Origin of the sequence: Klebsiella sp. 141153 (assembly GCF_032601995.1) — a bacterium.
GTDB lineage: Bacteria > Pseudomonadota > Gammaproteobacteria > Enterobacterales > Enterobacteriaceae > Klebsiella > Klebsiella aerogenes.
The window spans coordinates 193,790-207,761 of the sequence record NZ_JAQIRJ010000004.1 but is presented as its reverse complement, the minus strand read 5'-3'; the positions used below and the strand labels follow the sequence as shown (position 1 = coordinate 207,761).

Annotated in this window: 13 protein-coding genes; 7 read left to right on the top strand and 6 right to left on the bottom strand. The window is 54.5% G+C overall.

Annotated elements, in window-relative coordinates; translation table 11 throughout:
* Window positions 1-63: 63 nt before the first annotated feature.
* Complete coding sequence (locus PGS10_RS09540; RefSeq protein WP_015369178.1) at window positions 64-495, bottom strand: rhodanese-like domain-containing protein; 432 nt, start codon at window positions 493-495, stop codon at window positions 64-66.
* 246 nt (window positions 496-741) lie between these two features.
* Between PGS10_RS09540 and gpmM the strand changes: the two genes are divergently transcribed.
* From gpmM to PGS10_RS09525, 3 genes are read left to right on the top strand one after another with little or no spacing between them, the layout of a single operon-like run.
* Complete coding sequence (gene gpmM, locus PGS10_RS09535) at window positions 742-2,286, top strand: 2,3-bisphosphoglycerate-independent phosphoglycerate mutase (RefSeq protein WP_045390640.1); 1,545 nt, start codon at window positions 742-744, stop codon at window positions 2,284-2,286.
* Window positions 2,287-2,295: 9 nt separating this feature from the next.
* Window positions 2,296-3,567, top strand: a complete 1,272-nt coding sequence (gene envC, locus PGS10_RS09530) for a murein hydrolase activator EnvC (RefSeq protein ID WP_020077691.1) — start codon at window positions 2,296-2,298, stop codon at window positions 3,565-3,567.
* A 3-nt stretch (window positions 3,568-3,570) separates the two neighbouring features.
* The gene (locus PGS10_RS09525) at window positions 3,571-4,518 is read left to right on the top strand and encodes a divergent polysaccharide deacetylase family protein (protein ID WP_047047671.1); all 948 of its coding nucleotides are present in this window, start codon (window positions 3,571-3,573) and stop codon (window positions 4,516-4,518) included.
* 6 nt (window positions 4,519-4,524) lie between these two features.
* On the opposite strand, the gene PGS10_RS09520 is transcribed toward PGS10_RS09525, so the two are convergent.
* From PGS10_RS09520 to kbl, 4 genes are all read right to left on the bottom strand, one after another.
* The gene (locus tag PGS10_RS09520; RefSeq protein WP_316422784.1) at window positions 4,525-5,316 is read right to left on the bottom strand and encodes a glycosyltransferase family 2 protein; all 792 of its coding nucleotides are present in this window, start codon (window positions 5,314-5,316) and stop codon (window positions 4,525-4,527) included.
* A 166-nt stretch (window positions 5,317-5,482) separates the two neighbouring features.
* On the bottom strand, window positions 5,483-6,211 hold the full coding sequence (locus PGS10_RS09515; RefSeq protein WP_316422783.1) for a hypothetical protein: 729 nt from the start codon (window positions 6,209-6,211) through the stop codon (window positions 5,483-5,485).
* A 175-nt stretch (window positions 6,212-6,386) separates the two neighbouring features.
* Window positions 6,387-7,412, bottom strand: a complete 1,026-nt coding sequence (tdh, locus tag PGS10_RS09510; protein WP_015369171.1) for an L-threonine 3-dehydrogenase — start codon at window positions 7,410-7,412, stop codon at window positions 6,387-6,389.
* 12 nt (window positions 7,413-7,424) lie between these two features.
* Window positions 7,425-8,618: a glycine C-acetyltransferase gene (kbl, locus tag PGS10_RS09505; RefSeq protein ID WP_015703795.1), complete on the bottom strand. Its 1,194-nt coding sequence runs from the start codon at window positions 8,616-8,618 to the stop codon at window positions 7,425-7,427.
* A gap of 212 nt (window positions 8,619-8,830) precedes the next feature.
* Here kbl and rfaD point away from each other — a divergent pair, with 212 nt between their 5' ends.
* The 4 genes from rfaD to PGS10_RS09485 are packed head-to-tail and all read left to right on the top strand — an operon-like array spanning window position 8,831 to window position 12,720.
* Entirely contained in the window at window positions 8,831-9,763 is a 933-nt protein-coding gene (gene rfaD / locus PGS10_RS09500) for an ADP-glyceromanno-heptose 6-epimerase (RefSeq protein ID WP_045390625.1), read from the top strand.
* Between the two features lie 9 nt (window positions 9,764-9,772).
* On the top strand, window positions 9,773-10,831 hold the full coding sequence (gene rfaF, locus PGS10_RS09495) for an ADP-heptose--LPS heptosyltransferase RfaF (RefSeq protein ID WP_015703797.1): 1,059 nt from the start codon (window positions 9,773-9,775) through the stop codon (window positions 10,829-10,831).
* Between the two features lie 3 nt (window positions 10,832-10,834).
* Window positions 10,835-11,806, top strand: coding sequence for a lipopolysaccharide heptosyltransferase RfaC (gene rfaC / locus PGS10_RS09490; protein ID WP_316422781.1), 972 nt, complete (start codon window positions 10,835-10,837; stop codon window positions 11,804-11,806).
* Complete coding sequence (locus tag PGS10_RS09485) at window positions 11,806-12,720, top strand: sugar glycosyltransferase (protein WP_047047664.1); 915 nt, start codon at window positions 11,806-11,808, stop codon at window positions 12,718-12,720. The genes rfaC and PGS10_RS09485 overlap by 1 nt, the downstream gene beginning before the upstream one ends.
* Window positions 12,721-12,740: 20 nt before the next feature.
* On the opposite strand, the gene PGS10_RS09480 is transcribed toward PGS10_RS09485, so the two are convergent.
* Window positions 12,741-13,970 carry an O-antigen ligase family protein gene (locus PGS10_RS09480; protein ID WP_080961799.1) on the bottom strand — a complete coding sequence of 410 codons (1,230 nt, stop codon included), beginning with the start codon at window positions 13,968-13,970 and terminating at the stop codon, window positions 12,741-12,743.
* Between the last annotated feature and the right edge of the window lie 2 nt (window positions 13,971-13,972).

Genomic DNA, 13,972 nt, shown 5'->3' with positions numbered 1-13,972 from the left:
AGGCTCCCCGCCGCCTGAGAGGTTATCGGGGGAACCGCTGCGCCATAACGACGCGGGGGTAAATTATTTGCCGCGTACCAGCGGAAGGTTCTCGCCGCTCCAGCCTGCGATGCCTTCTTTCAGTACAAAGACTTTTTCGAATCCGGCTTTATTCAGCAGGCTGGCAGGTTCTTGCGCCTGCATGCCGGACCCATCCACAACAATAATGGGTTGTGCTTTGTGTTTTTCCAACTCGCCGACGTTATTTGCTTTGATATCGGCAGGCAGCAGGTTGATAGCGCCGGCGATATGGCCTTTACGGAAGTCGTCACGCTGACGCAGGTCGACAACAACGGCTTCTTCTTTGTTGATAAGACGCGTCGCTTCACCACGGGTGATGACTTTAACTTTCGACATCAAGCCCTTAAAGGTGGTGAACAGTACCGCACCCAGCAGCGCGATCCACGCGATGCTCAGGACCGGGTGACGGCCGATGAATTGCATAATTTCTTGCATGGGGGGTTACAACTCCCGACTAAGTGATAAAAAAACCAAGGAAGGAGTATACCTGTGCATTGCGGCAAATACAGCCAGTGAGCGCGATGTAATGTATTTTCTGCGGCCCGTCACGAAAAAAAAGCCGACTTCGCCATCGGCTCTGGCGTCGTCCCTTCCCTTTCTTTGATCTTTTACGGTGATTTGATCGATTCAGCTGTAGTAAAATTACGCAAATTTTCTGTCTTTGAGCATGAGGTTGTCGCAATGTCGGTTACTAAAAAACCTATGGTACTGGTGATTCTGGATGGCTACGGCTACCGTGAAGACCAGCAGGATAACGCCATTTATAGCGCGAAAACGCCGGTAATGGACGCACTGTGGGCAAAACGTCCGCACACCCTGATTGACGCATCCGGTCTGGAAGTCGGGCTGCCTGACCGCCAGATGGGTAACTCCGAAGTGGGTCACGTAAACCTCGGCGCGGGTCGTATCGTGTATCAGGATCTGACCCGTCTGGACGTTGAAATCAAAGAACGCACCTTCTTCGCCAATCCGGTGCTGACCGGCGCGGTCGACAAAGCCGTCGCCGCAGGTAAAGCGGTACATATCATGGGCCTGATGTCGCCTGGCGGCGTTCACAGCCACGAAGACCATATCATGGCGATGGTAGAACTGGCCGCCGAGCGCGGCGCAGAGAAAATCTATCTGCACGCTTTCCTCGATGGCCGCGACACGCCGCCGCGCAGCGCTGAAGCGACGCTGGCTAAATTCGAAGCTAAATTCACCGCGCTGGGCAAAGGCCGTATCGCCTCTATCATTGGTCGCTACTACGCCATGGACCGCGACAACCGCTGGGATCGCGTAGAACAAGCCTATGACCTGATGACGCTGGCCAAAGGCGAATTCCAGGCCGATACCGCCGTAGCGGGCCTGCAGGCAGCCTATGCCCGTGACGAAAACGACGAGTTCGTCAAAGCGACCGTTATCCGCGCCGCCGGCCAGGCCGATGCCGCGATGGAAGACGGCGACGCGCTGATCTTCATGAACTTCCGCGCTGACCGCGCGCGCGAAATCACCCGCGCCTTCGTTAACGCCGACTTCGACGGCTTCGCGCGTAAGAAAGTCGTTAACCTCGATTTCGTGATGCTGACCGAATACGCCGCCGACATCAAAGTCGCTTGCGCCTATCCACCAGCTTCACTGGTTAACACTTTCGGCGAGTGGATGGCGAAGCACGACAAAACCCAGCTGCGCATCTCCGAAACCGAGAAATATGCGCACGTGACCTTCTTCTTTAACGGCGGCGTAGAAGAGCCGTTCAAAGGCGAAGACCGTATTCTGATTAACTCGCCGAAGGTCGCCACTTACGACCTGCAGCCGGAAATGAGCTCCGCCGAGCTGACCGAAAAACTGGTTGCTGCCATCAAAGGCGGCCAGTATGACACCATTATCTGTAACTACCCGAACGGCGATATGGTTGGCCATACCGGGGTGATGGAAGCGGCGGTGAAAGCGGTTGAAGCGCTGGATCACTGCATCGAACAAGTGGCTGCGGCCGTTGAATCCGTCGGCGGTCAGCTGCTGATCACCGCCGACCACGGCAACGCCGAGCAAATGCGCGATCCAGCGACCGGACAGGCGCACACCGCGCATACTAACCTGCCGGTTCCGCTGATCTACGTTGGCGACAAAACCGTGAAAGTGGCCGAAGGCGGCAAGCTTTCCGACATCGCGCCAACCATGCTGTCGCTAATGGGAATGGAAATCCCGCAAGAGATGACTGGCAAGCCGCTGTTCATCGTGGAATAATCCTTCCCCATGAGGGGAAAGGCGACTTATTCAAATACATGGATCGCAACGGCTGTTCGATCCGTTCTTTACGCCAGCGCGCTTAGCGCTGGCGTATTGCTGTGCGCCGCATCCGCTCACGCCGATGATCGCGACCAGCTGAAATCCATTCAGGCCGATATCGCCGCCAAACAGCGCGCGATTCAGCAACAGCAGCAGCAACGATCCTCTCTGCTGGCCCAGCTAAAAGCGCAGGAAGAAGCGATCTCCGCCGCCGCGCGTAAACTGCGTGAAACTCAGGATACCCTCAACCAGCTCAATAAGCAGATTGACGACATGAACGCGTCTATCGCTAAGCTGGAGCGCCAGCGGGCCTCCCAGGAACGTAACCTCGCCGCGCAGCTTGATGCCGCCTTCCGCCAGGGGCCGCATACCGGCATGCAGATGATCCTCAGCGGCGAAGAGGGACAGCGCAACCAGCGCCTGCAGGCCTATTTTGGTTACTTTAACCAGGCCCGTCAGGAGACTATCGCCCAGCTCAAGCAGACGCGCGAAGAAGTCGCGGTACAGAAATCGATGCTGGAAGAAAAACAAAGCCAGCAGCAAACGCTGGTTTACGAGCAAAAAGCGCAGCAGGCCAAGCTTGAGCAGGCGCGCAACGAGCGTAAAAAGACGCTCTCCAGCCTCGAATCCTCCATTCAGAAAGGCCAACAGCAGCTCAGCGAACTGCGCGCTAACGAATCGCGCCTGCGCGGTCGCATCGCCCAGGCGGAAGCGGCAGCCAAAGCCCGCGCCGACCGCGAGGCTCGCGATGCCCAGGCGGTACGCGACCGTCAGCAGGAAGCCTCGCGCAAAGGCACCACCTATAAACCAACCGAAAGCGAACGTTCGCTGATGTCGCGAACCGGCGGCCTCGGCGCGCCGCGCGGGCAGGCCTTCTGGCCGGTTCGCGGAACAATTCTTCATCGTTATGGCGAACAGCTGCAAGGTGAACTACGTTGGAAAGGGATGGTTATCGCTGCGTCTGAAGGCACCGAAGTCAAAGCTATTGCCGATGGTCGGGTGATCCTCGCCGACTGGCTGCAGGGCTACGGGCTGGTGGTCGTCGTTGAACACGGCAAAGGCGACATGAGTCTTTACGGCTATAACCAAAGCGCGCTGGTCAGCGTCGGTACCCAGGTCCGCGCGGGCCAGGCTATCGCGCTGGTAGGCAGTAGCGGCGGTCAGGGTCGTCCGTCGCTCTATTTCGAAATTCGCCGCCAGGGTCAGGCGGTCAATCCACAGCCGTGGTTGGGAAGATAAGTTTTGCTCCAATTTCGCATGATTGCACTTGCTGTAGCCGGTTCACTGACTATAGCTGCGCCGGTTTTCGCCGGTAAACTCTCTATCGTTATCGATGATTTCGGCTATCGTCCACAGACGGAAAATAAGGTGCTGGCGCTGCCGCCCACCATCTCCGTTGCCGTGCTGCCGAACGCCCCCCACGCCCGGGAAATGGCCACTAAAGCGCATAATCTGGGCCACGAAGTGCTGATCCACCTGCCGATGGCGCCGCTCAGCAAGCAACCGCTGGAAAAAGACACCCTGCGCCCGGATATGAGCAGCGATGAGATCGAACGTATTATTCGTGAGGCTTACGGGAAAGTGCCTTACGCCGTCGGGCTGAACAACCACATGGGTAGCGCCATGACCTCTAACCTGTTCGGCATGCAGAAGGTGATGCAGGCGCTGGAACGCTACAATCTCTATTTTCTCGATAGCGTGACCATCGGCAACACCCAGGCCATGCGCGCCGCCCAGGGGACCGGCGTGAAGGTGATTAAACGCAAAGTGTTTCTCGACGATACCCAGAACGAGGCGGACATCCGCACCCAGTTCAACCGCGCCATCGCGCTGGCGCGGCGTAACGGTTCGGCGATCGCCATTGGTCACCCACACCCTTCAACGGTGCGGGTACTACAGCAAATGGTTTATAACCTGCCGCCGGATATCACGCTGGTGCGCCCGAGCAGCCTGCTGAACGAACCGCAGGTCGACAACTCGACGCCGAACACGCCTGCGCAACCAAACGCGCCGCAGCAGCAGAAGCCGCGTAACCCGTTCCACGGAGTGAAGTACTGCAAACCGAAGCGTCCGCTGGAGCCGGTGAACGCCAGCCGCTTCTTTAGCATTCTCAGCGAAAGCATCAGCCAGAGCGCGCTGGTCCAGTATTACCAGCTTAAATGGCAGGGCTGGGATAGCCCCACCAACTAATCTTCATCAGGGATCCGTGCGCTTCTCCGTCACGGTTCCCTGCCGCTTCCCGTCGTGAGCATACCAGGCTTTAAAATACTTCATGAAGCTGTACAAGGTGGCATACAGTCCGGTGACAGCCCCCACCTTACCGCTACGCCACGCGCCGCTGAACAGATACCACTTAAAAAACGCGCCGATGGCGCTGATAATCCCGCGACTGAGCGACGGCCTGACCTTTTGCGCCTTCACCAGCCGGGTGGTATAGCTATTGAGCTTGTTAAACACCTCATGCAGTGAATAGAAGGTATCGTGGCGGACAAAGCCCGGCAGCCTTATCGAGGTCAGATGGCCGACCACCTGATCGTCCACCGGCCGCTGGTTAAAGCTGGCACGCTGACGGTTGAACAGGCGTACCGGGTAATCCGGCGATGAGATGGGATAAATGGTGCGCACCTGCTCGCCAAGCACGAACCAGTAGCGCGGCAGACGCCACGCGCAGCTCGGATCCGGTTCCTCTCCCGCCTTAAGCGCCAGAATCGCCGCAACCACTTCTTCATCCAGAATTTCATCGCTATCCATACATAGCACCCAGTCATGGGTCGCCAGCGAGGTTGCATAGTTCATCTGCATGCCATGGGCGGCATAGGGGTGATGGTAAACCGTTATGCCAAACTGCTGACATATCTGCAGCGTTTCATCCGTACTGCCTGAATCAACGACAATAAACTCATCCGCCACCCGCAACAGCGGCGGCAAGACTTCCCGTAATAAGCGGGCCGAATTACAGGTAAGCAAGCATACTGAGAGCTTAAACATAGGGTTTATGCGATTAAACGAAGAGTAAACCAACTGTATAAACGAATAGGCAAAAGATCGATGCGGAAATAGTGCGGTAGATGCGTATTATTTTAGAAATGTTATCCAAATCTAAATAAATCTACCTTGAGATAAATTTCATCACCTTGCCCGATACCAGCGGGTGTCAGTTATCGGGTTTGAGATGCCCTCTCCTTATGTACCCCCGTTTTTCACTCATACGGTCCGCTTTGCTGTCATCGTAAAGAGCGGCATAGATCCAGTATTTGTTAATAGTGCGTATTTTAACCACCACGTCATCAGCCATAACGGAATATGTATTATTCGCATTATCATCTGGCCATTCTTTGAATGAAAGCTGATTCCATTCACGCTGTAAATGATATGTCGTTAACCAGGGATAGCGCCCGTCGCCGCCGCAGGGGACCTGAGCATGCATATCGTCTATCCAGGATGCAGGTTTATTTCGCGCAGGAACAAAAGAAAGCAATACGGCGCTATAATTCTCACTGTTGCATTCGGTATACTGCGCGATATTATTAACCAGCAGACTGCCCTGCTGGTTAACGTACCACTCGCGAAATCTGATAAAATTTTCCGGGATATCACTAAAGTTCTGCCGAATAAACAGCAACTGTTCTTTCAGCGTTCCCTTAACATATATATTGATGACTTTTTTCAATTGCCCCTGGTCATCCAGCCAATAATAGCGAAATCCGAGGGCCGGAATATTAATGGTAGCATTATCGCTCCATTGCGCCTTCCAGTAGGCTTGCAGCACGCCATGTTCAAGCCTTTGCTCAGCAAGAATGCTAAAACTCATTAAAAGCAGCAACGCCGGTAAGATGATATTCTTCAATTGCCAAACACGATTGATGAAAATAGGGTATGCCATATATATCATCCTTGTTATATGAAGATATGGCAGAATATAAATAAAACCGGAGCCAGTTCAATAGCGATCGTAGTAATAACAAAAACTTTATTATTAATATATATGTTGGGAATATGCTGCCCATAAACCATGGGCAGCAAGAATGCTTATTATCGTCATCCTGACGATAATTCGCTTAATCCCAGCTCAGTACCACTTTACCAGACTGGCCGGAACGCATCGCGTCAAAGCCTTTCTGGAAGTCATCAATACCGAAACGGTGGGTGATAATCGGCGAAAGATCGAGACCCGACTGGATAAGCGCCGCCATCTTATACCAGGTTTCAAACATTTCGCGGCCGTAAATCCCTTTAATAAACAGCCCCTTGAAGATGACCTTGGTCCAGTCGATAGACATATCCGACGGAGGAATACCCAGCATCGCAATACGTCCGCCATGGTTCATGGTATCGAGCATGGTACGAAACGCCGGCGGCGCGCCGGACATCTCCAGGCCCACGTCGAAGCCTTCAGTCATCCCCAGCTCCGCCATCACATCGTTAAGATTCTCTTTCGCCACGTTGACCGCGCGGGTGACGCCCATTTTACGCGCCAGTTCCAGGCGATATTCGTTAACATCGGTAATCACCACGTTACGCGCGCCGACATGTTTCGCCACCGCCGCGGCCATCACCCCGATCGGACCGGCGCCGGAAACCAGAACATCTTCACCGACCAGGTCGAAGGAGAGCGCGGTATGCACCGCATTACCGAACGGGTCGAAGATTGATGCCAGGTCGTCAGAGATATTGTCCGGGATTTTGAAAGCGTTGAAGGCCGGGATCACCAGATATTCAGCGAAACAGCCCGGGCGGTTTACCCCCACGCCGATGGTATTGCGGCACAGATGCGTGCGGCCGCCGCGACAGTTACGGCAGTGTCCGCAGGTGATGTGCCCTTCGCCGGAAACGCGATCGCCGAGCTTAAAGCCGCGCACTTCCTGACCGATACCCACGACTTCACCGACATACTCGTGACCCACCACCATCGGTACCGGGATGGTTTTCTGCGACCATTCATCCCAGTTATAGATGTGCACATCGGTACCGCAAATCGCGGTCTTACGGATTTTAATCAGCAGATCGTTATGGCCGACTTCCGGTTCCGGTACGTCGGTCATCCAGATGCCTTCTTCCGCTTTCAGTTTGGATAACGCTTTCATCTCACACCCTTATTAGGCGATGACGCCCAGTTGTTTGCCGATGCGGGTAAAGGCTTCTACCGCACGTTCAATTTGTTCAGGGGTATGCGCCGCCGACATCTGGGTGCGAATACGCGCCTGGCCTTTTGGAACCACCGGATAGAAGAAACCGGTGACGTAAATACCTTCTTTTTGCAATTCGCGCGCGAACTCCTGGGCGATGGTGGCTTCACCGAGCATCACCGGGATAATCGCGTGGTCGGCGCCTGCCAGGGTAAAGCCTGCGGCGGTCATTTTTTCGCGGAACAGGCGCGCGTTAGCCCACAGGCGATCGCGCAGTTCGCTGCCCGCTTCCACCATCTCCAGCACCTTGATGGAGGCGGCGACAATGGCCGGCGCCAGGGAGTTGGAGAACAGATACGGACGAGAACGCTGGCGCAGCCACTCAACGACTTCTTTGCGTGCGGCGGTGTAACCGCCTGACGCGCCGCCCAGCGCTTTACCCAACGTGCCGGTGATGATGTCGACGCGGCCCATCACGTCGCAATATTCATGGGAACCGCGGCCGTTTTCGCCGACAAAGCCCACGGCGTGAGAATCATCGACCATCACCAGCGCATCATATTTATCCGCCAGGTCGCAGACGCCTTTCAGGTTGGCGATCACGCCGTCCATCGAGAAAACGCCATCGGTGGCGATCAGCACGTGGCGAGCGCCGGCTTCGCGCGCTTCTTTCAGACGCGCTTCCAGCTCCTGCATGTCGTTGTTGGCATAGCGGAAACGCTTAGCTTTGCACAGACGCACGCCGTCGATGATCGACGCGTGATTCAGGGCATCAGAGATAATGGCATCTTCCGGCCCCAGCAGCGTTTCAAACAGGCCGCCGTTGGCATCGAAGCAGGAGGAGTAGAGAATCGCGTCTTCCATACCGAGGAAATCCGCCAGCTTCTTCTCGAGCTGCTTATGCGTGTCCTGGGTACCGCAGATGAAGCGCACCGAGGCCATCCCGAAGCCGTGGCTGTCCATGCCGGATTTCGCCGCGGCAATCAGTTCCGGGTGGTTCGCCAGACCCAGATAGTTATTGGCGCAGAAGTTAATCACGTGGCTGTCGCCGACGGTGATGTCCGCCTGCTGAGCCGAAGTAATGATACGCTCTTCTTTAAACAACCCTTCCGCGCGCGCGGTATCCAGGTCATTGGTTAACTGTTTGTAGAAATCACCACGCATTGCAACTCTCCAGATTCGGCAAAATTTGGCACATATTACCCAAAGCTATACGTTGATACGAGATGATGCATGCCTGAATGAATAATTTGCAGCATAAATCACGCACGGCCAGCACCTTTTCGGCGAATGGCTGAAGCCTTTCGGATGTAGTGATATGATATGAGTATTCATGTCCGGATTGTTTCCGGGCTTTCTACTTCAAAGGTACAGTTATGATCATCGTAACCGGCGGCGCAGGCTTTATCGGCAGCAACATCGTTAAAGCCCTGAATGACAAAGGCATCACCGATATTCTGGTTGTAGACAATCTGAAAGACGGCACCAAATTCGTAAACCTGGTGGATCTGGACATCGCTGACTACATGGATAAAGAAGATTTTCTGATCCAGATTATGGCCGGCGAAGAGTTCGGCGAGATCGAAGCGGTATTCCATGAAGGCGCCTGCTCTTCCACGACCGAGTGGGATGGCAAGTATGTGATGGATAACAACTATCAGTACTCCAAAGAGGTGCTGCACTACTGTCTGGAGCGCGAAATCCCGTTCCTGTACGCCTCTTCCGCCGCCACCTACGGCGGGCGCACCAGCGACTTTATCGAATCACGCGAATTTGAAAAACCGCTGAACGTCTACGGCTACTCTAAATTCCTGTTCGACGAATACGTCCGTCAGATCCTGCCGGAAGCGGATTCGCAGATCGTCGGGTTCCGTTATTTCAACGTCTACGGACCGCGCGAAGGGCACAAAGGCAGCATGGCGAGCGTGGCCTTCCACCTCAATACCCAGTTGAATAATGGCGAAAGTCCGAAACTGTTCGAAGGCAGCGACGGCTTCAAACGCGACTTCGTCTATGTCGGCGACGTCGCCGCGGTGAACCTGTGGTTCTGGGAAAATGGCGTTTCCGGTATCTTCAACCTCGGTACCGGCCGCGCGGAATCTTTCCAGGCCGTCGCCGATGCGACCCTGGCGTACCATAAGAAAGGCAGCATTGAATACATCCCGTTCCCGGACAAACTGAAAGGCCGCTATCAGGCATTCACCCAGGCCGACCTGACTAACCTGCGTAAAGCGGGCTATGACAAACCGTTCAAAACCGTTGCCGAAGGCGTAACGGAATATATGGCCTGGCTAAACCGCGACGCGTAAGAAACAAGCATGAAAATATTGGTGATAGGCCCGTCTTGGGTGGGCGACATGATGATGTCGCAAAGTCTTTATCGTACGCTCAGGGCGCGCTATCCCCAGGCGATTATCGACGTGATGGCGCCGGCATGGTGCCGTCCGTTGTTATCGCGCATGCCGGAAGTCAACGAAGCGATCGCCATGCCGCTCGGCCACGGCGCGCTGGCTATCGGCGAGCGTCGTAAACTCGGCCACAGCCTGCGCGATCGTCGCTACGATCGCGCTTACGTGCTGCCGAACTCGTTTAAATCGGCATTAGTGCCTTTCTTCGCCAACATTCCGCTGCGCACCGGCTGGCGCGGCGAGATGCGCTATGGCCTGCTTAACGACGCCCGCGTGCTGGACAAAGACGCCTGGCCGCTGATGGTGGAGCGCTACGTGGCGCTGGCCTACGACAATGGCGTCATGCGCTGCGCTAAAGACCTTCCACAACCGCTGCTGTGGCCGCAGCTGCAGGTCAACGATGGCGAAAAATCACAGGCCTGCAACGCTTTTAATCTTTCGAACGATCGGCCGATTATCGGCTTCTGCCCCGGCGCGGAATTCGGCCCGGCCAAACGCTGGCCGCATTATCACTATGCCGCGCTGGCGAAAAAGCTCATTGACGATGGTTATCAGATAGCGCTCTTCGGCTCGGCGAAAGATAACGATGCCGGCAAAGAGATCATCGCCGCGCTCAGCAGCGAGCAGCAGGCCTGGTGCCGTAACCTGGCCGGCGAAACCCAGCTGGAACAGGCCGTGATTCTGATTGCCGCCTGTCAGGCTGTGGTCAGCAACGATTCGGGGCTGATGCACGTCGCCGCCGCGCTGGATCGCCCGTTGGTGGCGCTGTACGGCCCGAGCAGCCCGGACTTTACCCCGCCGCTATCGCATAAAGCGCGGGTTATTCGCCTGATTAGCGGCTACCACAAGGTGCGCAAAGGCGATGCCGCTGAGGGCTATCATCAAAGCCTGATCGACATCACTCCAGAACGCGTCCTGCAAGAGCTGAACGAACTGTTAGCGGAAAAAACCGAGCACGAGGAAGCGTAACGGATGCGGGTATTGATCGTAAAAACCTCGTCCATGGGCGACGTGCTACACACGCTGCCCGCGCTAACCGACGCCGCGCAGGCCATCCCCGGTATCCGCTTTGACTGGGTGGTTGAAGAAGGCTTCGCGCAGATCCCTTCATGGCATGCCGCCGTCGAGCGGGTGATTCCGGTGGCGATTCGCCGCTGGCGCAAAGCCTGGTTTTCCGCGCCTATCAAAGCGGAAAGAAAGGCCTTTCGCGATGCCGTAAAGGCCGTCAACTACGATGCCATTATTGATGCGCAGGGGCTGGTGAAAAGCGCCGCGCTGGTAACGCGTCTGGCGCACGGCGTCAAACATGGCATGGACTGGCAGTCCGCCCGCGAGCCGCTGGCAAGCCTGTTTTATAACCGTCGCCACCATATTGCTGTCGAGCAGCACGCAGTAGAGCGCACGCGCGAACTGTTCGCCAAAAGCCTGGGCTATGCCAGGCCGCAAACGCAGGGTAATTACGCCATCGCAAGCCACTTTATTCGCCCTGACGCACCGGCAACAGAGCCGTATCTGGTCTTCCTGCACGCCACCACCCGCGATGATAAACACTGGCCGGAAGCGCGCTGGCAAGAGCTTCTGGATCTGCTGGCGGCTAGCGCCGTGCGTATTAAGCTGCCGTGGGGCGCGCCGCACGAAGAGGCGCGGGCAAAACGGCTGGCGGAAGGGCGCGATAACGTCGATGTACTACCGCGCATGAGCCTTGAGCAGGTTGCGCAGATTCTGGCTGGCGCACGCGGCGTAGTTTCCGTCGACACCGGGCTGAGCCATCTGACCGCGGCGCTCGATAAACCCAATTTCACGCTCTACGGCCCAACCGATCCGGGACTGATTGGCGGATATGGCAAAAACCAGCATATCGTCCGCCCGCCGTACGGTAGCAGCACCGGCGATATTACCGCTGAGCATGTTCAGCAACTGTTGCAAGCACAGGGATTGGTTTAATGGGATCGCTATTCAAGCAAATTTATCGCTATACCCGCCCGCGCGCCTACCGCCACAATGAAAACCTGTGGCCGTGGGTAAAGATCCGTCGGGCGGAAAGCGGTGAAATTTGTGCCTTACAATACAAGGGCGAATCGGTACCGCTGTGTAGCCTAAGTGAATTAAAAGACGCTTTCTCCGGGCCAATGCTGCTCACCGCGACCGGTCCATCAATCAACGATGTCGATTTTTCTATTATCCCGTCATCGTTGCCGGTAATGGGCGTCAACGGCGCTTACTTTCTCGAAGGAAAGGTAGGGTTTTCTCTGTATCTGATCGTTGATATGGAGTTTTTTGACCGTAAACCCGAGGTTATCGCCGGTATTGTCAGCAATCCACGGATCCTCTTTTTTACCACTACCCACGGTATTGCCAAAATCATTGAGCGCATCGGGCTCAACAATATTCAGTGTCGACTCGCCCTGATTGAAGATGCCTGTTATAAGATTTACCAGCCAAAGATCCCCGGTAACGATATCGCGACGGTCTTTAGCCGCTCCCCAAGTGCGCTCCTGCACCAAAACTTAAGCCATATTGGTTTCTCAACCGATATTCGCAAAGGGATATTTGACGCGGGAACGGTGGCTTACTGGGCGCTGCAGATTATCGCCTGGCTGGGATTCAACAGAATTATTATTGCCGGTCTGGATATGAATAATTTTGAGCAACCGCGATTTTATGAAAACGGTGAGAATAAGCTTCCCTCATATCTCGCCGATAAAGTAGATGGTATGGTTTTCCCAGCCTTTGAACTCGCCAGCCGTCATTTACAGGCAAAGGGTATTACGGTAATTAATCTTTCCCTTAATAGCGCAATTCCTGAACAGGTATTTCCTAAAATGCCGTTATCTCAAGCGCTACATGAAGTGGCCTGAACGGCCACTTCATCACTCCATCACGATTCTTCCGCAGATTTTTCCGGCGATAACGCCGTGAAAACGGCTAACGCCACAATAAACATAATGATAAATCTGTCGTGGATAAACAGAGTATCGACGCAGCCAAAAAGAATCACCGGCGCGCCAATAAACGCCAATGCACATTTCAGCGTCGCCTTTCTGTAAACATAGAGCAGCATCGCGCCATACAATGCCAGCAGGAAGAGGCCGCCAATAACGCCCTGTAGCGACATGGTTTCGATCAAATCATTATGAAGATGATAAACAATGTTGCGCAACCCCTCTGGATTCCCCTGCTCTTTCTCATACATCAATTGCGAGAGGATCTGGAAACGCTGCTGCGAGCTTACGCCACCAGGATGAGCAATAATTTCATAGATCCCGGTATGCCACATACTGAGCCGGGAACCCATCGAGGTATTGTTATCGCTTTGATAGTCCGAGATCTCAGTGACCGCTTCACTCGCCCGATCTTTCAGCGAGGGAAACGCCAACTCAATCACTGCCAGGCCAGCAACCAACAGCATCAGGCACGCCAGCGCTGATTTTTTCTTCGACATCACGTTACCGGTCAGTAAGGCATAGAGCAGTACCGCCGGATAAATAAGCAGCGCCGAGCGAGTTTCGGTCAGAAAAATAATCCACAGCGAGAAAAATATCACACCGCTGGCAATATAGTTGCGATAGCGGATATTGACGCAAGCTAAAGCATATAGCGTCAATAACGAGTATATCGTATAAAGATAGGCGCTTAAGGTTGCGGAGTTATCGATTCTCAGGCGATCGCCGGAAACAAAAAAATGATAATGTAAAGCGTATAGCGTCAATACTGAAAAGCCCGCGACTAATGCGTAACTCAAGCTTTTGCCATATTGTATTGCTGTTGTCCTTAATACCGCAGGCAAGAGTAACATCATCACAGCGCCGATCATCAAATAAGCGCCTGAGCGAGGATAGCTAACATCAGCCATATAAATTTCAGCCGGATTACCCGGAAAGCGATATGACCAAATAAGCTGTGAGGCTCCTAACATCAATAGCGTCAGAGACAGAAACATCTCCTCTTTTTTAAAGGTAAGACGTTTTCTGTTAATTACCGCATAAATTAAGGTAATAACCGAAGACAGGTAAAAGAGATTTCTACCCATAATTTTCTCCGGCATCACAAAAACACATGACAATATTGCCAGAAGCAATATTGTCACTGGCGACATCACTTTACTCATAA

What these genes read in the sequence shown, in the direction of transcription:
- PGS10_RS09540 (WP_015369178.1), bottom strand. Translation starts at nt 495, where the DNA reads ATGCAAGAAATTATGCAATTCATCGGCCGTCACCCGGTCCTGAGCATC.
- gpmM (WP_045390640.1), top strand. Translation starts at nt 742, where the DNA reads ATGTCGGTTACTAAAAAACCTATGGTACTGGTGATTCTGGATGGCTAC.
- envC (WP_020077691.1), top strand. Translation starts at nt 2,296, where the DNA reads ATGAGGGGAAAGGCGACTTATTCAAATACATGGATCGCAACGGCTGTT.
- PGS10_RS09520 (WP_316422784.1), bottom strand. Translation starts at nt 5,316, where the DNA reads ATGTTTAAGCTCTCAGTATGCTTGCTTACCTGTAATTCGGCCCGCTTA.
- PGS10_RS09515 (WP_316422783.1), bottom strand. Translation starts at nt 6,211, where the DNA reads ATGGCATACCCTATTTTCATCAATCGTGTTTGGCAATTGAAGAATATC.
- tdh (WP_015369171.1), bottom strand. Translation starts at nt 7,412, where the DNA reads ATGAAAGCGTTATCCAAACTGAAAGCGGAAGAAGGCATCTGGATGACC.
- kbl (WP_015703795.1), bottom strand. Translation starts at nt 8,618, where the DNA reads ATGCGTGGTGATTTCTACAAACAGTTAACCAATGACCTGGATACCGCG.
- rfaD (WP_045390625.1), top strand. Translation starts at nt 8,831, where the DNA reads ATGATCATCGTAACCGGCGGCGCAGGCTTTATCGGCAGCAACATCGTT.
- rfaF (WP_015703797.1), top strand. Translation starts at nt 9,773, where the DNA reads ATGAAAATATTGGTGATAGGCCCGTCTTGGGTGGGCGACATGATGATG.
- rfaC (WP_316422781.1), top strand. Translation starts at nt 10,835, where the DNA reads ATGCGGGTATTGATCGTAAAAACCTCGTCCATGGGCGACGTGCTACAC.
- PGS10_RS09485 (WP_047047664.1), top strand. Translation starts at nt 11,806, where the DNA reads ATGGGATCGCTATTCAAGCAAATTTATCGCTATACCCGCCCGCGCGCC.
- PGS10_RS09480 (WP_080961799.1), bottom strand. Translation starts at nt 13,970, where the DNA reads ATGAGTAAAGTGATGTCGCCAGTGACAATATTGCTTCTGGCAATATTG.